The sequence below is a fragment of the Bartonella sp. TT67HLJMS genome, from assembly GCF_042193375.1.
GTDB lineage: Bacteria > Pseudomonadota > Alphaproteobacteria > Rhizobiales > Rhizobiaceae > Bartonella > Bartonella grahamii.
The window spans coordinates 28289-48252 of the sequence record NZ_JBHILP010000014.1 but is presented as its reverse complement, the minus strand read 5'-3'; the positions used below and the strand labels follow the sequence as shown (position 1 = coordinate 48252).

Genomic DNA, 19964 nt, shown 5'->3' with positions numbered 1-19964 from the left:
AACAGCACTGTCACGTTGATTTATAAGAGTAATTCATTGTTTTTCATGAGAGATCATGAATACCATAGGACTTTCTCGTTTCAAATTTAGTTATGTTGTATTAGTTAAAACCATGTCTCTTGTATGTGGCAAGCAGAGAGAGCCCGCATGAATAAAACACTTTAGAAAGAATAAGTCCTCTTCATGAATCGTCTCAAGTTTCAAGGGCTATCACAACGGGGGCGCTGGCATAAGAGTATGATGGTGCTGGGCTACTTAAAGAAGAACTGATAAATAGGCAGAGAGGCGCTTTTTATTGATGTTATAAAACAGTGCGAACAAAGCACGCAGTTTGTTTTGCTGTTTGGTTGAGTTAAGGTTTTTATTACTTTGAAAATCAATATTTCATGGATCATGCATTTTGAGGGCTTATAAGGCTTTTCTTTAAAGTACATAAATCACTAAAACAGCATTATTAAATACAAATTGTTCTATTTTACCAACAAAAATATCTATATTTTGTGTATTATTTTTATTAAAATATAATATGTAGTGATTTTCAAATCACATATACACATAATGATACAATATCGAGAAATCGAGAAAAGAGCTGCGTTAAATGTTGGTGAGAATAAAAGAGAGCAAGAATGGAAGAAGACATAAAATGGGCAATAGCTTTCATAATAGCTATAATTAAGGTCATTTGGAAATGGGGGAAAGAATGTGGGAGTGTGAGATTCGGCGTTATGATTTTCTGCATCATATTGATGGGGAAGTCGTGGTATTTGGGATACTCAGTGGATTTTTTGTTTGGTTTTGCAATGATAGTGTGTTGTGGGGGAAGCTTAATGCTTGCATTGGCAATTTATCAAAACAAGTATTTAACTAAACAACTTGAGCAAAAAGAGCAAGATTGCGCTGGACATCAAGATATTATTGCACAATGGGAACAGAAGTGTCTTCAATTGACTGACCAACTTGAGCGAAAAGAGCAAGATTGCGCTGGACATCAAGATATTATTGCACAAGGGGAACAGAAGTGTCTTCAATTAACTAAACAACTTGAGCGAAAAGAGCAAGAGTGCGCTGGATATCAAGATATTATTGCACAATGGGAACAGAAGTGTCTTCAATTAACTAAACAACTTGAGCGAAAAGAGCAAGAGTGCGCTGGATATCAAGATATTATTGCACAATGGGAACAGAAGTGTCTTCAATTAACTAAACAACTTGAGCGAAAAGAGCAAGATTGCGCTGGACATCAAGATATTATTGCACAAGGGGAACAGAAGTGTCTTCAATTGACTGAACGACTTGAGCAAAAAGAGCAAGATTGCGTTGGATATCAAGATATTATTGCACAAGGGGAACAAAGACTTTTGGCAAAAACTCAAAAAGTATCGCAAGAATGGTTGAAACAATGGGATGAGGGAGTAAGGCTATGGGAAAGAGACGTACTGGGGATAAAAAATCCTAGGGAAGATATGAAATTCAGTGGAGATCGGCTTCCATTGGTAAAGGATATTTGTGTTCGAGGGGAGCACAAAGTGCGTTTATTGTACAAGCAAGCACTTGGAAAAAAACTTACTTATGAACATTACAAAAAAATATGTAGTCTCTTGGATACCTCGTATTTTAGGAAATTTTGTTTAAAAGCAGTGCGATTAATGAGAAGGAATGGAATAACTCTGCAAAAGTTTGTAGATCCTCTTACGAACAAAAAACGGAGTCAACCTACGATGTTATTACTTCATTGGTGGTTATATGTTCTTGATGATATGATTACAGCTGAATGCAAACAGCACCAAAAGGAAAACTTTACAGGGGAGGATGAAAAGAAAAAATTTACAGATACTTTGTGGGACAACATATCTATAAGTATAGAACACAAAGAGATAGAGGAAATGCTAAAACTTTCGGAATCTTGGTCTGGTGAGTGTACTTTATTATTATATTGTAAAAAGAATGTGTTGTTGTTGTTGTGTGATATTTCCAGTGATTATAAGGCGGCAAGAGAAATTTTCATTTACTATAAGAAGCTTATTAAAACAGTGCAAAGGGGCTATGTTGCCTTTGATAATGGTTGCCATTCTGTCACAGTTAGAGATGTAATCAATACTTGTAAAGAGAATGACACAAATAGAGCAAAAAATCTTTCCATTGTTGAAGGGAATCCAACATTTGAAGAAGCTTACAAATTAGGCGTTAAAGAGTGGATGAAATCATCAAATGAGAAATGCGATAACCGGTTGATCTTTTGGGAGAAGCTTGTTGAGGAAAAAAAGTTAAAAGAAAAATTAAAAGTTATCTTTGGGGATAAGAAGGTAAAGGCGCTGAAAGAGGCTATTGAAAAAGATAAAGAACAGCTTGCAAGTGAAGTGCAGAAAGCAATTTTGGAAAACAAAGATTTTCATTATTATAAATGTCGTCGGCATTTGATAAACTATTTGTAAAACGGTTGAATAAAGGGGTAGGGAACAGCCCACTGAATCAGTGGTTTTTCTGAAATTTCTGCTATTATGCAGTGGTGGAAAAGACGTGAAAACTCTTGGGCATATGCGGCAGTTTTTATGAGAGAGGAGAGTTTTTCGATCAATGGATAGCGCACTATAAAGAGCATATATTGAGGAGGAAATGGATTGTGTTTTTGTTTTGGGTGCGATAATTGCCTTTTTTAGCTTGTTTGGAGGGGGATTTGAATAACAGAAACGTCAATAAGGTAAGCTAGAGGATTGCTTTTGTGGGGTTTATAGCGAGTATATTTTTTATTTGTGATGATGTTTTTGTCACTATCTGATCAGTTGTTTCCTATCGTTTTATGTAAAGAAAATTTAAAATTCTCTCTTCATGTGGTTTTTTAAGGTTCTAAGGGTTTTGTAAAAAACTGTAAGAGTTAAATACCTTTTTTGAGATTTTTTATAGTTTGATGCGAATGTGTTCATTTCCGGCAATGATGTGTTTTTGCGAAATATATTGTTGCCTTCTTTATCGGTGAAAAAACCACCGGTTTTGCGAACCATCAGTATGCTGGTAGTTCTATCAAAAATTTGTAGGTTATCTTCCCAAAAGCCATCGGTTTTTCCTGCGGCGACATAAGCTAAATCAAGAGCAGCAGCGCTAAGACGGCGAAATCCAGCAACTTCCATCATCACATTACGCAATTCAATAAGATAGGTTCCATGATTTGGACGACCAAAATGAGGCATGCTTGTAGCAATGACACAATCCTCTAGTCTGCGTCGAGAAGAAACGCGAAGCGTCGGTCATTGAAAAAAGCACCATACCCGCGTTCTGCGGTAAAGAGTTCATCACTTACGGGATTGTAAATGACACCATCAGCGATTTTTCCTTGGCTTTCTAAGGCAATGGAAACAGCAAAAAAAGGAATGCCATGGAGAAAATTTGTGGTGCCATCTCAAAGGGTCAACGATAAAACGGTGTTGTGAATCTTCTCCAATGATTTTTTCTGACTCTTCCATCAGAAAACAAAACTTGGGGCGCGCTTTGCTTAATTCATTGAAAATAATTTTTTCCGCTTTGCGATCTGCTTGGCTGACATAATCTGCTAGATCTTTTCTGAGGTCTAAATGCCTTTTTTGAGGGTTTTTTCTAGTTTGATGCGAATGTGTTCATTGCCAGCAATGATATTTTTTTTGCGAAATATATCGCTTCCGCCTTCTTTATCGGTGACAAAACCACCGGCTTCGCGAACCATCAATATTCCAGCAGCCATATCCCAAATTTGCAAGTTATCTTCCCAAAAGCCATCGGTTCGGCCAGAAGCAACATAAGCTAAATCAAGAGCAGCAGCGCCAAAACGGCGAAGTCCGGCAACTTCCGCCATCACATTGCGTAATTCAATAAGATAGGTTCCATGATTTGGGCGACCAAAATGAGGCATACCTGTGGCAATGACACAATCTTCTAGTCTGCGCCGTGCAGAAACACGACAGCGTCGGTCATTGAAAAAAGCACCACAACCGCGTTCTGCGGTAAATAGTTCATCACTTACGGGATTGTAAATGACACCAGCAACGATTTTCCCTTGACTTTCTAAGGCAATGGAAACAGCAAAAAAAGGAATGCCATGGAGAAAATTTGTGGTGCCATCTAGAGGGTCAACAATGAAACGATGTTGGGAATCTTCGCCAATGATTTCTTCAGACTCTTCCATTAGAAAACCAAATTTGGGGCGCGCTTTGCTTAATTCATTAAAAATGATTTTTTCCGCTTTGCGATCTGCTTGGCTGACATAATCTGCTGGTCCTTTCAAAGACACTTGCAAATTTTGCACTTCACCGTAATCACGCACCAACGAGCGTCCTGCTTTCATTGCAGCTTGCACCATGACATTCATGACTGCAGAATGGGCCATTTTTTATTCCTTTATTTATCTTTTTCATTTGCGCGACGCAAATAAATCAACTCATTGGTGTCTACAATGATACGTTCACCAGCATTCATAAAGGGGGGAACAAGAATACGAATCCCGTTTTCAAGAATGGCGGGTTTATAAGAGGAGGTAACCGTTTGTCCTTTGATGGCAGGATCGGCTTCCACAATCGTGACAGCAACTTGGTCAGGAAGTGAGATGCCAATAGGTTTTTCTTGATAAAGTTCAACTGTGACAGTCATCCCATCTTGGAGAAAAGCAGCACGTTCACCAACAAAATCCTTTTGAAGTTCAAGTTGTTCATAAGATTCTGAATCCATAAAGACCAAAGCATCCCCTTGCTGATAAAGAAATGTGAAATCTTTTTGTTCAAGGCGCACGCGTTCAACCGTCTCAGCAGCACGAAACCGTTCATTAAGTTTTGTACCATCAATTAAATTTTTCATTTCAACTTGGTTAAATGCACCACCTTTTCCTGGTTTTACAGCGTTGCATTTAACAGCAACCCATAAGCTTCCTTGATGTTCGATCACATTACCAGGGCGAATTTCATTGCCATTAATTTTCATCGTTTCTATCCAATTCTATTCTTGCAAAAAGAACTCTTTTGTTGTCGTTATGGCGCTTTTCTTTGCTGCCTTTAACGGTGAGCTCTTTTGTTATTTTCGGGCTCAAATTCCTTTGATTAGCCTTGCGGCTCTCTCATGGTCCTGTGTGCTCCATAGGCTTTCTCATGTTTTTTGCAAAGAGAAAAGCTTAAGTAAAAAAGGACCTTGATGTATTTTTGCTTTTCAGTTCTTTGCAAGACCATAAAAAGCGCTCAGACGCAAGCTTTTTAAAAATTTGCACAAAAATTTTTTAGAATTTTTGGCGGAATTTATCCCGTTGTGTCGTAAAATATCATCATTGATGGCAATGATATAATTGATGGCAATGATATAAGTTCCGTAAAACCATGAGGTGTTTTTAATTGAGAATGTGTGGTGAATATTTGAGGGGGGCTTGTCCGGATAATCTTGTGAAATGAACCACATGAAATGGGAAGCTAAAAGAGTTCTGTTTTGAGAAGACGGATTGTTTACCAACTGGATAGGGAAGGGACTTCTGTCCTTTGAGGTGTGGGAGGCAAGTTAAGAACAGAGAGTGTAGCGCCCTATATCATAATGTTAAAAGCTTTCATTTTGATCAGAGAATAATTGTAAAATGGCTCTTTGTTTTATCGAGGTTAGAACTCTAAATTTTTTGAGCAGCAGGTATTCCTCTGTACTTGATGCGATTTCATCATGGTGGTATGGGGGCTGTTGTTTTGTTAAGATATCCGCGTAAAAAAAGGAATCCGGAACATTTAAGATATCGGCAATTTCTTTTAAACGCCCTGCGCTGACACGATTTAAGCCGTTTTCATATTTCTGGATTTGTTGGAAAGTAACACCCAAATGTTGACCTAATGTTTTTTGAGACATTTTTAGCATTTTTCGTCTCAAACGAATTTTTTTGCCAATGAATTTGCCATTGAAAATGTCGTTATAAGGATTTTACCGATACCCTAGAAAATGCTACACAGGATATAGAAAGCTATTCAGCCGCTTCAATCACAGATAAGCCAAGTTTTGCATTTACATCTTCGCGTAATAATTTGCTAGGGTATGGGGCATTTTCATTATTTTTAGTATTCTTATTTCCTTAAATCTTAAAGCTATAACTTACACTATTTTGTATTGTTACAATCTATAATAAAATTTATCCACTCTGGCTAAAAATGAGGTTTTTTATTGAGGTGCAAATCTCTTTGGCTTTCGCAAGAGCTTTTAAGTCTTTACGTGTAAAATATAGAGAATGTTTACATTAAATAGCGGGTTCATCTGGGATGAGTATTTATATAAGAACGCGGCTCTCCATTCACGTTATACTGAAAAAGAGACACTATAGTGCTACTATTTAATCTTATTCTATAACTCAAATTCACACCCATGTTTTGTTGTTTTTGGGGTTGATCTGTATAAATCACATTATATCCATTCTGTCGCAACAGATTGATAAATACAGGAGTAAAGTTGTCTGCTGTATTATTTTTCTTTATAAGAAGTGTGGTTGTAGCGGGTGGTAAAAACCCTTTGTTACCGCTAATAAATTTGTTAGCGACTAATTGTGCCTGACGCTTTGTAAGACTTTGATCAACATAGTTTGATGAATAATTGCCTACAGATGCGCAACCTGCCACCAACACAACCGGTGACAGCAATAAATATTTTAACATCGTTAATTCCCCTTACTTATTGTTGCTCTTTTTTGCGAAGCTCCTATTCCAGAAATTAAGAGCAACTTTACCTATAGCTACTTAACAACATATCGGTATCTAATCAATCGGTTAATTAATCAATGAATAATGGTTTCAGCTGTAAAGGTTGCTTGAAGTGCTTCTTGCGGCGTATATTTTAATAGACAGCTGTTTTTGGTGATTGTGATAAAAAAGCAATTTTTTACGTTTGCATGTTAAGATCATGTTCTCTATCACCATTATAAAATGATGCATTAGGTGCTGTTCCAGATCGACCAAAAAAATTTTCAAGCATTGCTTTTTGAGGGCTATCTTTTTTAAAATACGCATGAATGCTTATTCTGTTTGCTGTAAAATACTATCGTTTGAGGTGTGGTGCTGTAAGGTATCAAACTTTGCACATGTGATATTTTTATGAGAATGTGTGGTGAATATATGAGGGGGGCTTGTCTGGATAATCTTGTGAAATGAGCCACATGAAATGGGAAGCTAAAAGAGTTCTGTTCTGAGAAGACGGATTGTTTACCAACTGGATAGGGAAGGGACTTCTGTCCTTTGAGGGGTGGGAGGCAAGTTAAGAACAGAGAGTGTAGCGCCCTATATCATAATGTTAAAAGTTCTCATTCTGATCAGAGAGTAATTGTAAAATGGCTCTTTGTTTTATCGAGGTTAGAACTCTAAATCTTTTTAAAAGCAGGTATTCCTCTGTGCTTGATGCGATTTCATCATGGTGGTATGGGGGCTTGTTGTTTTGTTAAGATATCCGCGTAAAAAAAGGAAACCGAAACATTTAAGATATCGGCAATTTCTTTTAAGCGCCTTGCGCTGACACGATTTAAGCCGTTTTCATATTTCTGGATTTGTTGGAAAGTAACACCCAAATGTTGACCTAATGTTTTTGAGACATTTTTAGCATTTTTCGTCTCAAACGAATTTTTTTGCCAATGAAAATGTCGTTATAAAGATCTTTGGTTTGCATTTCTCCCCGCCAGTTGCGAGCGTTCTCGCATTAGTATTCCGGGAGCTTGAAAATACTGAGTCCGAATCAGCATTTTGCTTTTAGTGCTTAAAACACCTGGACAGTGCAAAATCTCTCGGAATCCCAGGATACCCACAAAGCGGGGTAAATTTATGTACGAGTTTTCGGGTTTTTAGATCCTTATTGGTCGTTGCGTATACGATCAAAATACCTTTAAATATGTAAAGTAATTTCAGGAAATTTACAATAAAAAATAGTTTTTTACTGAGAGTTGGCGTGTTTTTCATCCAAGCAAAAAGAATGAAAAAATAGAGCTTTTGGAATTTGCGCGATAGCCTAGTTCTTTTGCTTATTGGATATTGTTTGCTTAAGCAAATGATACCAGTGCGTTTTCTTTACCAATGGAAATGTCGTTATAAAGATCTTTGGTTTGCATTTCTCCCCGCCGGTTGCGAGCGTTCTCGCATTAGTATTCCGGGAGCTTTAAAATACTGAATCCGAATCAGCATTTTGCTTTTAGTGCTTATCGCCCCTGGACAGTGCAAAATCTCCCGGAATTTCTATAAATTTTATCTTTTTGAAGCAGAGAGGAGTATTTTAAAAAACAGGAAGGAGCTTTATTGCTTCTTTGTGCGCTTTTTCTAGTTGTGTTTTATCCATGCCTTGGAGCATCATTTCAAGATCAGGGGCTTGCATTTTTGCTTCCTTTGCGAGCATATACCATGCCGCTGCCATTATTATATCGCCTTTTGTTCCTGTGCCATCTCGATAAAGCCTAGCAAGGGAAATCTGTGCTGGTGCTATCATGTTGATAGCATTTCTTTGAAGTAAATGAAAAGCACGGGGAAAATCTGTTTCTCCTCCACGCCCCTGTATAAGCCATTGTGCTAAATGAAGTTGAGCTTTTAAGTGGTTGTTTTGAGCCGCTACCTCCATGAGTTTGCGGGCATTGCGATCATCCTTGGGGCGTTTTAACGTGCCTAAGGCAAGAATTTTTGCAGCAGAAAAAGCAGCTTCAGCATCTCCAAGAGCAGCACCTTTTAAGTACCATTTTAAGGCTTTCTCTATTGCTTCATTTTCACGACTTTGGGAAGAAACACCGGGGAGAGCTTGTTTTTCCTGTGAGGCTTTATAAAGAAGCAGTTGTCCATAATAAAAATAGGCTTCCTTGACGCCTGCATTGACAGCTTTTTGAATGAACTGTTCGCCAAGTTTTTGATTTTGTTTTATAAAGTGACCATCAAACAACATAAGTCCATAGCGTAGTTGTGCTTGGGGTTCCCCCTGTTTTGCGGCGCGTTCAAACCATAAAGCAGCACGCGCACCGTCAATAGGGACAGCACATCCCTCCATATAAATTCTGGCAAGAAGAGTTTGTGCAAAAGGATCATTTTTTTCAGCACGTCGGAGTGCTTCACGAAAAGCTTTTAAATAATAACCTTGGATGTAATAGTCATAGGCTTGATCATAGTCTCCAGCTTTTAAGGGCTGAAAAGGTTCTTGAGTGTTTGAAGCTTCTTGAATCGTATTGAAAGAGCCTTCAGAACTTGAGAATTCTTCAGTGTTTCCAGCTGAATTGACAGCAGAACTTGCAAGTCCAATCACGCCTAAGATAAGCAGCTTCACGCTTCTCTTGATCATGGTGTTTTCTCCTCATTACCGATCAGAATTTTCACATTTTTCTTTCATCATTACAAGCCGTATAAGAATCTCATTTCTATATTACTTTTTATTTCTCAGTTTTTCATCTTAGTTAAGGTAGGGTTGGGTAAGTTTAAAAAAATAGCATAAATGTCGACGAGAGCCAGACTGTTTAAAACAATCCTGTTAAAAATAATAATGATGAAGGGGTATCGTGTGTAAAAATGCTTATCTTCTATTATATTAAGGGCATCTCCTCCTAAAATGAAAAAATGCTTACAATGGGGGCTGCTTTTTAAAATACGTATGAATGCTTATGAATAGTGCGCTATCCGTGTGATGTTAGCTTGCATTCTCATCAGCGATGAGCTGTAAAAAGGCTTTCTTTTTTACCGTTGTGAGAGTTCTAAATCTTTTGAGCAGCAGATATTCCTCTGTGCTCGATGCGATTTCATCATGGTGATATGGGGGCTGTTGTTTTGTTAAGATATCCGCGTAAAAAAAGGAAAGTGGAACATTCAAAATATCAGAAATTTCCATTAAACGCCCTGCGCTGACACGATTTAAGCCTTTTTCATATTTCTGGATTTGTTGGAAAGTGACACCTAAATGTTGACCTAATGTTTTTTGAGACATCTTCAACATTTTTCGTTTTAAGCGAATTTTTTTGCCAACAAAAAGATCAATATTAAGATTTTGAGATTGCATTTTTCCCCGCCGGTTGCGAGCGCCCTCGCATTAGTATTCCGGGAGCTTGAAAACACTGAATCCGAGTCAGCCTTTTTGCTTTTAGTGCTTAAAGCACCTGGACATAGCAAAAACTCCCGGAATTCCGGGATACCCACAAAGTGGGTTCATTTTTACGCTCGGATCTAGGGTTTTCAAGGCCCCTTTTGGTCGTTGCGTATGCGACCAAAACATCTTTTAATTCATAAAGTAATTTCAGGAAATTTACAATAAAAATAGTTTTTTACTTACAAAATTTGTTTTTTTATGAGAGGCTATCTGCCTCTTAAATCTCTCTGGAATGATTGTCAAAATCATGACATCAGCCCCGCGTTTATCAAAGAGACTAAAATGATTTCTTCCACGGTAATGAATTCACACGCGGTCTCTTCATTTAAATTTGCACAATCGCTTGCTGTTTGAATAAGAGTGGGGTGATCGTTTCTCTGTGCTATAGGATGTGTGTGTCTGTGGCATGTGGTGAGGTGCCTTGTGGTTTTGGGCGTGCGCTTTAAAAAATAAACATAAGCATTATTCAAATTGAATTTAATGCACGAGTAATTGTATTTGTATTAAAAGAGAAATCAGCTTCTCCTAAGCGCGTAATAAGTTTGGGAAATGTTTCGTTTACCTGTTCTTTAAAAGAAAGGTAGTAAACTCCACCAACATCTGAAAGCATTTCAATGCCTTCTTTTTGTAGAATAGCAATCCTCTCAAGAGGAAGTGCGGCAGCTAACATGCCCATTTCGAAAATAACGTTTTGTCGTGCACGGGGTTGAATTTTTTCTGCACCTTGAGATATAGCATAACCCATGTCATCATGCGTGAGGAGTACAATACCAAAACTTATAGAACTGTCACAAATTTCTTTTTTCAAAGTTTGAATGATGGGTAAACCATTACCACTCGTGTTTTGTAAGATGTATGGTTCGAGACCAAGCTTGAGAAGAACATTTTCAAGCTCCGTTAAGGCATAACAATCATGGCCATGAACGATAAAGATTTTTTTATTTGAGGGATTGGGGGCAGTTTTTGAGGAAGGAATCGTTGATGTTTCTTCTATATGCTTTGCTAAATCTTCTATTAACTTTTGTTTTATGTTTTCTTTGCCTTGAACGTTGATTGTTCCTGTGCTTTCATACCAATTAATAACGCCTCCTTCGGAGGTTTTGATCTGATATCCTTTAGAAGAATTAAGTGATAGAGACTTAATTTCTATGATTTTATATCCAGCTGTTTTAACTATATCTTTAAGGTCTTCGAAGGTTCCGCTATATTTCACTGTTTATATTCTTTCAATATTGCTGGCTATTAATATAAAATGTTGGTTTATTTTTATAACTATTTGAATTTAAATAGCTTTATGATTTCATGTTCTTATACGATGCACAAAAAGAAACGGTCACCTTCCATTCAATTGATTGAAACGTGGGAAAACTTGACTAAATGATGGGAAATTTTACTGCGTGATGAAGCGATCTGATTGAATTATGAATGAACGAAACGAATTTTTCTCCTATTTGTATATGCCGTTATGTGCTCTATATAAGAAGCACGAAAGTTAACACTTTATTTATAAATTCTCCTCCTATATTACAAGGGGGTGTTTTCACATTTTTCTTGCATTGTTTTAAGCAGTATTAAGGGGTTGTCGTTTCCCAAAATCACTTCTTCTACAGCAATGAATTCACATCCAGTTTTTAAGGCTTCATCAAAGGTTGAAAAATCGCTTCCTGCTTGGATAATGGCGGGGGTTTGCATAATTTCTGCCCACCATGTTGCTAACTGGAGATTGCGGGGGTGCGCATGGGGTTTTTTATCAGCCCCTAATTTGCCAAAAAATAGATAATCAACACCTGTTTCCGCTGCAAGCATAGCACTATGGCGATTGCGCAGATTGCCAAAGCCTATGATTTTTTGCTCCTTTTGCTGATTTTTGAAGCTTTCAAGAGCGTTAAGATCATCTTCTATGTGCAATCCATCAGCCTTTATGCGCCCAGCAATACGGCTGTCATCAGCGATGAGAAGGGCTGCGTCATGATGTTGAATATCTTCTGCGTAAGTTTGCGCTTGTTGTTGTAAAAAAGAGCTATCATCTTTCAACTTTTCAGAATCATAGAGGATGACGCATGCAAAAGACTTTGTTTGCAAAATTTGCTGCAAAAATGGGTGTGGGGTGTTGCGCCGAACATCGAGTGTTAAAATCAACTGAGGGAAAAGAGGCGGATCAATTGGTTTATTTTTTTGTTCTGTCATGTCAAATCCCTGTTTCTTAGAGAAAAATAATGCTTAAAATTAAAGTTTCATTCTATTATGCTTATTTGCGATGAAAGTGACCACCATTTTCACGTGATTTAAAGGATTTGTGGGTGTGTGGGAGCCTGCTTATGAGAAATGAGAGTGTTTTTAAGCATAATTATGTCGCCTTTTTGCTGTGATACATGTATGGATTCTTTTCGTTCTTTTACCTTTAAAAAAATTTTGCCTTTTAAAAAATAAACGCTTAAAATGAAACTTGACTCTTAAAAATTAAAATTTCATCCTGTTTATGCTTGTTGGCAATAAGGGTAACCACCATTTTTATGGGACTTCAAGGGGTTTGTGGCGTGTGGGAGTCCACTGATGAAATACCAAGGTGTTCTTGAGCATAAAACTGAGCCTTTTCGCCGTGATACGCGTATTGACGTTTTTCGTTCTTTAGCTTTATTGACGATTTTCATCAACCATATTCCCGGAACGATCTATGAGTCTTTTACCCATAGAAATTTCGGTTTTTCTGATTGTGCAGAAGTGTTTGTTTTGCTTTCAGGGATTGCTCTTGGATTAAGCTTTCATGGACGGTTACAGCAAAAATCCTTTGCTTTTATCATCCGAAAACTGTGGTACAGAGCTTTGCAGCTCTATGGCGCATATCTTTTTACTACCTTTGTCACGTTAAGTCTTTTTTTTGCTGCCTTTTTATTATGGAAAACAGAAAAACTTTTATCAATGAACAATATGAGACTCTTTTTTACAGAGCCTGTTATCGCATTTTTGAGTACTTTAAGTTTTGGGCATCAATTGGGATATAATAATATTCTTCCACTTTATATCGTTTTGATGTTTTTTGCGCCTTTTATCCTTTATTTGAGTTGTAAACAGACAAAGTGGCTGCTTTTTGGTTCGTTTACGCTGTATCTTATCTGCGGATTTTATAAAATTGCTCCTCCTTCTTATCCTTTAGAAGGAAAATGGTTTTTAAACCCTTTGTCTTGGCAATTCTTATTCGTCATAGGATTGACCAGTACTTTAGCGCTTAAACAAGGAAAAACAATCGCTTTTCAGTCTTTTTGGATTGTTTGTGCGGCAGCTTATCTCTTGTTGGCACTGTTATGGGTTCGCTTAAACTGGTGGGGTATTTTGGGGTGGCTTGGCTGGTCTTCCCCATTGTTGAACTTTAATAAAACCTTTTTAAGCTTGCCACGTTTACTCCATGTTCTTGCATTAGCCTTTTTTATTCTTTCTTTACCGAGCATCAATAAATGGTTTTATGTCTCTCAGAAACATCCTTTAGCAATCTTAGGAAAACATAGTTTACCGGTCTTTGTAACGGGAACCATTTTTGCGATGTTTGGACAAATTATAAAAACAGTGATGACAGGAACGTTTTTTTCCGATACCCTCTTAATAATAACGGGTATTGCTCTGCAATTTGGAGTCGCCTATTATTGTGAAAGACGGCGATCTTGGCAGTGGTCCTTTTCAAGGAAACTGATCCGTTTATAAGAAAAACGCTCCTGTAGTGTTTGTTGGGTGCGTTAACCTTAGTATAAAAAGCGCGTTGCGCAAAAAAATTAAAAGAGGTAGCAGTTTAAAAAAAAAGCGTTCTACACAGCAACAAAAGAAACTTTTTAATACTCTATTCGTTGAGTGGTGTAATTTTGTGCTGATACTTGGAGTATAAAAGCGTGAGTGTACATAAACGTCCATATGATGAACCTATTATCATGATTGAGCATAATGCTTTTGAAAATGCTTTTAATCGTCTCTATGAAGAAACAATGGCGCTGATTGAAAAAACCGCAGCGTATATTGACTCAGAAGGGAAATTAGTGGCACGTTCCCTTTCGGCAGAAGTTTCTGCAATCTATGCGAAAGAAGCTATGTATTTAAGTACACGACTGATGCAAATTGCTTCTCAACTCCTTCTTCTTCGGGCAGAGCGTGAAGGGGAAATGTCATCAGAACAAATAAAAAAAGAAATTGTAAAAGTATCACTTCATACACCGACATTGGAACTTGAAACCCCGCATTGGCATGAATTGCCAGAAATTTTCCGCCAATTTGTTTCTCATTCATTGCGTTTAGAAGCGCGCATACAGTATATGCGTGCTGGGTGGGAAACTGCAGCCTCTTGTGCCTTAGAAGATGATAATCCAGTAGGAAAACAAATCGAATTGCTCAAAACTGCCTTTGGGCGTTCTTAGAGGTATTCCCTAGCTTTGCGCGAAGGGGAAATGTCATCAGAACAAATAAAAAAGAAATTATAAAAGTGTCATTCCATACACCAATATTGGAACTTGAAACCCCGCATTGGCATGAATTGCCAGAAATTTCCCGCCAATTTGTTTCTCATTCATTGCGTTTAGAAGCGCGCATTTTTTCGTTTAGATATGCAGCTATAGTTTAAGCGCGCTGGTAAATAAGGGGAGGCTGTAGTTTAAGCGATCCAGTGGGAAAACAAATCGAATTACTGAAAACAGCTTTTGGGGGTGTTTTGAGAAGAATAGCGCCTTGCTTCTTTCTTGCGATATTTAGAGCAATCTACCCATTTTTTACAACCAAAATGTCACAACTAAAACCAATCTAGAGTGCTTTTTTCTGCCTAATTTCTATTTGAGCGTAGGAAATATCTTGAGCTTATAGCTGAGAGGTATTGATTTCGAATTATGGCATGGGATGGGGTATGGTTGGTCTTGTGGAAATCGGCTTTGGTTGATTGCAGCTGGAACACTTTCTGTTGATATATCGTGTGATTTTGTTTTGGCTATGATAATGATCAGGCGCTAGATAGAGCTGGGGCTTGTACATCAATTTATTTATGCTCTATAATTTATGTCTATAAAGTTGCTGTAAAGCGTGTGTTAATGAGGATGATACACATTGTGTCAGTTTTTGGGCTTCTCTTGTTTTGAATGGAAGTTATTTTCTTCGCGTAAAATAAAACATCCAAAATTAAAGTGCTATATAAAGCGCTATATGCTATATAAAGTGCTATATAATAAATGCCTCTGGGGTTCTCTGTGTCCCATGCATAACGTCCCTCTCCATGCATATGTCTCCTTTCCATGCAATGTCATTGTGGTGTAATGGGCATATTCAAAAACACCTCTCAGTTCTTGCTTACATCCCATTGAGCTCCCTCATCTTTACGCTTGCAAAATATTTGCCAGTCCTCAATGTTGCGACAGTCCTTGGCTCTTGAGACGGTTCATTAGAGGCATTTTTAGTCCTTTCTTGCACAGGTTCACTTCACACGGAAATCCCACGTGTGATGTGCAGATAAAAGATTTTGATTGATTCAATATAAAGAGGTTTGTAATGAGAAAATCTTACGATATTCGGGATTCTTATTCAACATACAAAATAATGAATTATCTCTATAAATCAATGTATTGATTTATTATGGTAGTGTCATGCTATAACGTAAAAAGTTTCCGCAAAGTGTATAGCATCCATTGCATAGTCTCTTTACACTTAATGAATGTACAATCCAGCACTGATCTATTTGCTCGCTTGCGATGTTTAACTGTTATGGCATTGGAAATGATACAGAAAGGGAATTTTTATGCTTTATAGGGTGTTTGCTTGTGATGTGTGAATGGTTTTGATTGACTTCAGTGATGCTTCATAAAGTATGTTCCATAAAGATGCTGTTCGTTGCGTGTTATAATTGGGGGGCATGATCATCTTTTTACTGGTTTTGTCTTGGGTTGTTGTTTTCTTTGTGGTCTTGTCTTTATTCACATCTTTATTCACAGGGGGGAAAAGTGTATAGACTGTAGTTTATGGCAGAGACGATTCGTATTATAGGCATTGATCCCGGATTACGGCGTACAGGGTGGGGCGTTATCGATGTTGCTGGTAATCGTCTTCAGTTTATTGCAGCAGGGACGGTTTCTTCTGATGTAAAGTGTGAGCTGGCTTCTAGACTATGTCAGATCCACAAAGGTCTTTCAGAGGTTGTGCATCAATTTATGCCCCATGAAGCCGCTGTAGAACATGTGTTTGTCAACAAAGATGCTACAGCAACTTTAAAACTTGGGCAAGCGCGTGCAATTGCACTGCTGGTTCCTGCGCAAGCAACTCTTCCTGTTTTTGAATATGCGCCCAACAAAGTGAAAAAATCGGTTATTGGTGTTGGACATGGGTCTAAAGAACAAATCCATATGATGGTAAAAGTTCTCCTCCCACGGGCTGAATTTGATAGCAGTGATGCGGCTGATGCTCTTGCTCTTGCTCTTTGTCATAGTATGCATCGTAAGAGTATTGACCGATCTTATCAGGCAAGGATGGCGATATGATTGGGGTGGCAACATGATTGGTAAATTAAAGGGCACCCTTGAACATATCTTTGATGATCATATCCTTCTTGATGTTCACGGTGTGGGTTATGTTGTTTTTGTGTCAAATCGGCTCCGTCCTTCTTTACCCTCTGTTGGGGAGGCATTAAGCCTTTTTATTGAAACGCATGTTCGGGAAGATGCAATCCGCCTTTTTGGTTTTGCTACAAGAGCTGAACAGGAGTGGTTTTGTCTTCTACAAAATGTTCCTGGAGTAGGGGCGAAGGTTGCTTTGGCAATCTTGGGTACTTTATTGCCAGATGAACTCGCTCAAGCTATTGCCTTAAACGATATTGCGATGATTAGTCGAGCGCCGGGCGTTGGTAAAAAAGTCAGTGAAAGAATTGTGGGTGAGTTGAAAAGTAAAACACTCCCCTTTGAACAAGCGGCCAAGACTGTTTCGGTTTCTCAGCGTGAGATGACTAATCAACCTGCGCATGATGCGCTTTCTGCGTTGATGAAGCTAGGGTTTGAGCGGGAGCAAGCATCCCGTGCTCTTGCTCTTGCGATGAACGCTCTTGAGGAGGAAACTGTTTCTTCTGCCCTGCTGATCCGCCATAGTCTCAAATTGCTTTCTTCTCCTACTTAAGATCAAGGTAACAATGCATAAAGATGAAGATAAACGCCTTCTGGGTTCCGCTCCCCTTCCTAACGATCCAGATCGTTCCTTAAGACCACAAGTTCTCGATGATTTTATTGGTCAAGAAGCGGCACGGGCTAATTTAAAAATATTTATTGAAGCAGCAAAAACGCGGCAAGAAGCGCTGGATCATGTTTTGTTTGTAGGACCTCCGGGGTTAGGAAAAACAACGCTGTCACAGATTATGGCAAAAGAATTAGGCGTTAATTTTCGCTCTACTTCAGGACCGGTCATCGCTAAAGCAGGAGATTTAGCCGCTCTCTTGACCAATCTCGAAGAACGTGATGTCTTGTTTATTGATGAAATTCATCGCTTAAATCCGGCGATTGAGGAAATTCTTTATCCAGCTATGGAAGATTATCAACTTGATTTGATCATTGGGGAGGGGCCGGCGGCACGCTCGGTGAAAATTGATCTGGCTAAATTTACTTTGGTAGCGGCAACCACACGTTTGGGGCTTTTGACCACACCGCTGAGAGACCGTTTTGGCATCCCAATTCGTCTAAATTTTTATACTATAGAAGAATTGGAATATATTGTGCAGCGTAATGCACGGCTTTTTGCCGTCAAGATCAGTGATGATGGTGCTCATGAAATTGCACGCCGAGCACGGGGGACTCCTCGTATTGCTGGGCGGCTTTTGCGGCGCGTTTGTGATTTTGCTTTGGTTAAACAGGCAAAACAAATTGACCAAAAAATCGCCGATGAAGCGCTTTCGCGCCTTGAGGTCGATCATCTTGGGCTTGATCCGCTTGACCGCCGCTACTTGCTCCTGATTGCGGAAACTTTTTTAGGGGGACCGGTGGGGATTGAAACAATTGCTGCTGCTTTATCAGAACCACGCGATGCCATTGAAGATATTGTTGAACCGTATTTGCTCCAACAAGGTTTTATTCAAAGAACCGCTCGTGGACGCATTCTAACTGAAAAGGCTTGGAGCCATTTAGGGCTTTCTGCTCCTGTCTCTACAACGTCTATACAAAGGCGTTCTCAACTTTCTGATGCTCAAGACAATTCATCACTTCAGGCGTCTTTATGGGATGGGGAAGATGACTAAGACATTCTCTTTAATTAAAAGAAACTATGTGAATATTTTATAGTAAGGTCATAAAATACAAGAGATGTGCTTCTTTTAGCATATTCTGACCAAAAAGGTCTTGCACGATTAAGGGGGCTTTTGCTTTTCACAACTTCAACACAAAAATGTGTTCAATCTTTTGATTGATAAACAATTTGCTATATTAAATGATTTTATGGGACATGAAGTCAATGACAGAAATAACTCCTTTTAAGAGCAATCATACAAATGCTTTTCATAATTTTCAGGTCCGCGTTTATGTTGCGGATACAGATTTTTCCGGTGTGGTTTATCATGCGCGTTATCTTGAGTTTTTTGAACGAGGACGTTCAGAGTTTTTACGGGATACCGGTTTTAATAATAAGATGTTAGCAGCAGGGGTTGAGGGGGAAAAACTGTTTTTTGTTGTGCGTCATATGGAAATTAATTTTTCAAGACCAGCTAAAATTGATCATCTTTTAGTCGTAAAAACACGTGTTACTCATATCCAAGGGGCACGCTTTTTTATGGAGCAATCTATTTTGCATGAGGCGACCACGTTGGTAACAGCCAAAGTTGAAATTGCTCTGATTAATGAGGAGGCAAAACCGCGACGTTTACCCAAAGAACTTTTTGCAAAAATGCTTGGTTAAAAGTGTTATTCATTGAATGAGCAGCTTCAGGAGAGATCAGGGGATATAAAGTAATCTACAATCTAAGATCATACATTTATCATAGCCTAAATATTTTCCAACAAGGTCACACGATACATCAAAAGAAAGCGCTTCTACTACAGTAGCTACAATAAATTGAAGATGATATTCCACAAAATTAAACACGCCTCATCTATGTTATGATTCAAAATCAATGTCTCATCATCTATTTTCTGCTATAAAATCAAGATATTTTCTTTCTTTTGAAGAAAGGTTCGTTGGCATAAGAAAACAGCAGAAAAGGACAAAACAAAAAAAGAAATAAAAATGGATTAAGATTTATTTTTATAAAAATGCACATACCCAGCAAAATATTGCAATGTTGCAATAAAGTGATAATAAGCCATTAAGTCGAAAATTTTCTCAAAACACCCAAAGAGTATTTTAAGCAATTTGATTTTTTTGCTGGATTGTCATTTGGCATCACAAGAGCGCATGTCCTATCCATTTTCATCCATAATACATGGCTTTATCTGCGCTTCTAAACGCAGTGAATGAGTGAGAGATCAATGTATACAAAGCAGAAATGCATTCTTGATTTAAAGTTTCAAAAGCACATTATTTTATATGATAGATCGACTTGGAAAGGTAAATTATCACTTCTCATGGGCACAAACCCCAATAGAGTAATAGAGTAAAATACTTTCATTTCAAATTTATTCATGTTGAAACAATTAAAATCATAGGCTTATACATCATAAGATGAGCAATATAAATCATTGAAAAAATTGTAAAAATATTTCTTATGGATCATTCTCAATGTAATAACGATCAAATATCGCAAGTGAGAAAAGAGAACGAAGAAGCCAGTTTTCATGAAGTAAAGATGTGAAAAGGCTTTTTTCACGTCACAGAAGCTTTTACGTTATACCATGGTGTCAGAGAGAGATGATAGGCATTGAAATGGGCAAATTCACAACACAATGAGATTACATGAGACTTACACTAGATTATAT

Annotated in this window: 17 protein-coding genes and 1 pseudogene; 7 read left to right on the top strand and 11 right to left on the bottom strand. The window is 38.1% G+C overall.

Annotated elements, in window-relative coordinates; all coding sequences use genetic code 11:
* The first annotated feature begins 626 nt into the window (after window positions 1-626).
* Window positions 627-2432 carry a hypothetical protein gene (locus ACFIJQ_RS08155; protein ID WP_375629740.1) on the top strand — a complete coding sequence of 602 codons (1806 nt, stop codon included), beginning with the start codon at window positions 627-629 and terminating at the stop codon, window positions 2430-2432.
* A gap of 378 nt (window positions 2433-2810) precedes the next feature.
* On the opposite strand, the gene ACFIJQ_RS08150 is transcribed toward ACFIJQ_RS08155, so the two are convergent.
* The 11 genes and pseudogenes from ACFIJQ_RS08150 to ACFIJQ_RS08100 form a co-directional block, all read right to left on the bottom strand.
* Window positions 2811-3185, bottom strand: a complete 375-nt coding sequence (locus ACFIJQ_RS08150) for an inositol monophosphatase family protein (RefSeq protein ID WP_375629737.1) — start codon at window positions 3183-3185, stop codon at window positions 2811-2813.
* A gap of 23 nt (window positions 3186-3208) precedes the next feature.
* Window positions 3209-3346 carry a hypothetical protein gene (locus ACFIJQ_RS08145; RefSeq protein ID WP_375629749.1) on the bottom strand — a complete coding sequence of 46 codons (138 nt, stop codon included), beginning with the start codon at window positions 3344-3346 and terminating at the stop codon, window positions 3209-3211.
* A 216-nt stretch (window positions 3347-3562) separates the two neighbouring features.
* Window positions 3563-4354, bottom strand: a complete 792-nt coding sequence (locus ACFIJQ_RS08140) for an inositol monophosphatase family protein (protein WP_273787682.1) — start codon at window positions 4352-4354, stop codon at window positions 3563-3565.
* A gap of 11 nt (window positions 4355-4365) precedes the next feature.
* A complete protein-coding gene (gene efp / locus ACFIJQ_RS08135) occupies window positions 4366-4941 on the bottom strand; it encodes an elongation factor P (RefSeq protein WP_273787683.1) in 576 nt (191 codons plus the stop codon).
* Window positions 4942-5538: 597 nt separating this feature from the next.
* Window positions 5539-5892, bottom strand: a complete 354-nt coding sequence (locus ACFIJQ_RS08130; protein WP_375629746.1) for a helix-turn-helix domain-containing protein — start codon at window positions 5890-5892, stop codon at window positions 5539-5541.
* A gap of 338 nt (window positions 5893-6230) precedes the next feature.
* Window positions 6231-6629 (bottom strand): hypothetical protein, encoded by a 399-nt coding sequence (locus ACFIJQ_RS08125; RefSeq protein WP_273787684.1) that lies wholly within the window; start codon window positions 6627-6629, stop codon window positions 6231-6233.
* Between the two features lie 631 nt (window positions 6630-7260).
* A pseudogene (locus ACFIJQ_RS08120) lies at window positions 7261-7629 on the bottom strand (helix-turn-helix domain-containing protein).
* A gap of 597 nt (window positions 7630-8226) precedes the next feature.
* Window positions 8227-9270 (bottom strand): tetratricopeptide repeat protein, encoded by a 1044-nt coding sequence (locus ACFIJQ_RS08115; RefSeq protein ID WP_273787685.1) that lies wholly within the window; start codon window positions 9268-9270, stop codon window positions 8227-8229.
* 342 nt (window positions 9271-9612) lie between these two features.
* The gene (locus ACFIJQ_RS08110; RefSeq protein ID WP_375629732.1) at window positions 9613-9978 is read right to left on the bottom strand and encodes a helix-turn-helix domain-containing protein; all 366 of its coding nucleotides are present in this window, start codon (window positions 9976-9978) and stop codon (window positions 9613-9615) included.
* A 553-nt stretch (window positions 9979-10531) separates the two neighbouring features.
* Complete coding sequence (locus tag ACFIJQ_RS08105) at window positions 10532-11278, bottom strand: TIR domain-containing protein (RefSeq protein WP_375629729.1); 747 nt, start codon at window positions 11276-11278, stop codon at window positions 10532-10534.
* Window positions 11279-11589: 311 nt separating this feature from the next.
* A complete protein-coding gene (locus tag ACFIJQ_RS08100; protein ID WP_375629726.1) occupies window positions 11590-12252 on the bottom strand; it encodes a thiamine phosphate synthase in 663 nt (220 codons plus the stop codon).
* A 366-nt stretch (window positions 12253-12618) separates the two neighbouring features.
* Between ACFIJQ_RS08100 and ACFIJQ_RS08095 the strand changes: the two genes are divergently transcribed.
* The 6 genes from ACFIJQ_RS08095 to ybgC all read left to right on the top strand — a co-directional run bounded on the left by ACFIJQ_RS08095 (window position 12619) and on the right by ybgC (window position 18948).
* Window positions 12619-13761, top strand: coding sequence for an OpgC family protein (locus tag ACFIJQ_RS08095; RefSeq protein WP_375629723.1), 1143 nt, complete (start codon window positions 12619-12621; stop codon window positions 13759-13761).
* A 182-nt stretch (window positions 13762-13943) separates the two neighbouring features.
* On the top strand, window positions 13944-14462 hold the full coding sequence (locus ACFIJQ_RS08090) for a DUF1465 family protein (protein WP_015856950.1): 519 nt from the start codon (window positions 13944-13946) through the stop codon (window positions 14460-14462).
* A gap of 1581 nt (window positions 14463-16043) precedes the next feature.
* Window positions 16044-16559, top strand: a complete 516-nt coding sequence (ruvC, locus tag ACFIJQ_RS08085) for a crossover junction endodeoxyribonuclease RuvC (RefSeq protein ID WP_375629721.1) — start codon at window positions 16044-16046, stop codon at window positions 16557-16559.
* A gap of 13 nt (window positions 16560-16572) precedes the next feature.
* Window positions 16573-17187 (top strand): Holliday junction branch migration protein RuvA, encoded by a 615-nt coding sequence (gene ruvA / locus ACFIJQ_RS08080; RefSeq protein WP_375629718.1) that lies wholly within the window; start codon window positions 16573-16575, stop codon window positions 17185-17187.
* 13 nt (window positions 17188-17200) lie between these two features.
* Window positions 17201-18295, top strand: a complete 1095-nt coding sequence (ruvB, locus tag ACFIJQ_RS08075) for a Holliday junction branch migration DNA helicase RuvB (protein ID WP_273787695.1) — start codon at window positions 17201-17203, stop codon at window positions 18293-18295.
* Window positions 18296-18507: 212 nt separating this feature from the next.
* The gene (gene ybgC, locus ACFIJQ_RS08070; protein WP_015856946.1) at window positions 18508-18948 is read left to right on the top strand and encodes a tol-pal system-associated acyl-CoA thioesterase; all 441 of its coding nucleotides are present in this window, start codon (window positions 18508-18510) and stop codon (window positions 18946-18948) included.
* Window positions 18949-19964: the final 1016 nt, after the last annotated feature.

Excerpts from the sequence above, each read along its gene's own strand:
- ACFIJQ_RS08095 (WP_375629723.1), top strand. The coding sequence starts at position 12,619 with ATGAAATACCAAGGTGTTCTTGAGCATAAAACTGAGCCTTTTCGCCGT.
- ruvB (WP_273787695.1), top strand. The coding sequence starts at position 17,201 with ATGCATAAAGATGAAGATAAACGCCTTCTGGGTTCCGCTCCCCTTCCT.
- ruvC (WP_375629721.1), top strand. The coding sequence starts at position 16,044 with ATGGCAGAGACGATTCGTATTATAGGCATTGATCCCGGATTACGGCGT.
- ACFIJQ_RS08110 (WP_375629732.1), bottom strand. The coding sequence starts at position 9,978 with ATGCAATCTCAAAATCTTAATATTGATCTTTTTGTTGGCAAAAAAATT.
- ruvA (WP_375629718.1), top strand. The coding sequence starts at position 16,573 with ATGATTGGTAAATTAAAGGGCACCCTTGAACATATCTTTGATGATCAT.
- ACFIJQ_RS08155 (WP_375629740.1), top strand. The coding sequence starts at position 627 with ATGGAAGAAGACATAAAATGGGCAATAGCTTTCATAATAGCTATAATT.
- ybgC (WP_015856946.1), top strand. The coding sequence starts at position 18,508 with ATGACAGAAATAACTCCTTTTAAGAGCAATCATACAAATGCTTTTCAT.
- ACFIJQ_RS08100 (WP_375629726.1), bottom strand. The coding sequence starts at position 12,252 with ATGACAGAACAAAAAAATAAACCAATTGATCCGCCTCTTTTCCCTCAG.
- ACFIJQ_RS08115 (WP_273787685.1), bottom strand. The coding sequence starts at position 9,270 with ATGATCAAGAGAAGCGTGAAGCTGCTTATCTTAGGCGTGATTGGACTT.
- ACFIJQ_RS08150 (WP_375629737.1), bottom strand. The coding sequence starts at position 3,185 with ATGCCTCATTTTGGTCGTCCAAATCATGGAACCTATCTTATTGAATTG.
- ACFIJQ_RS08125 (WP_273787684.1), bottom strand. The coding sequence starts at position 6,629 with ATGTTAAAATATTTATTGCTGTCACCGGTTGTGTTGGTGGCAGGTTGC.
- ACFIJQ_RS08140 (WP_273787682.1), bottom strand. The coding sequence starts at position 4,354 with ATGGCCCATTCTGCAGTCATGAATGTCATGGTGCAAGCTGCAATGAAA.
- efp (WP_273787683.1), bottom strand. The coding sequence starts at position 4,941 with ATGAAAATTAATGGCAATGAAATTCGCCCTGGTAATGTGATCGAACAT.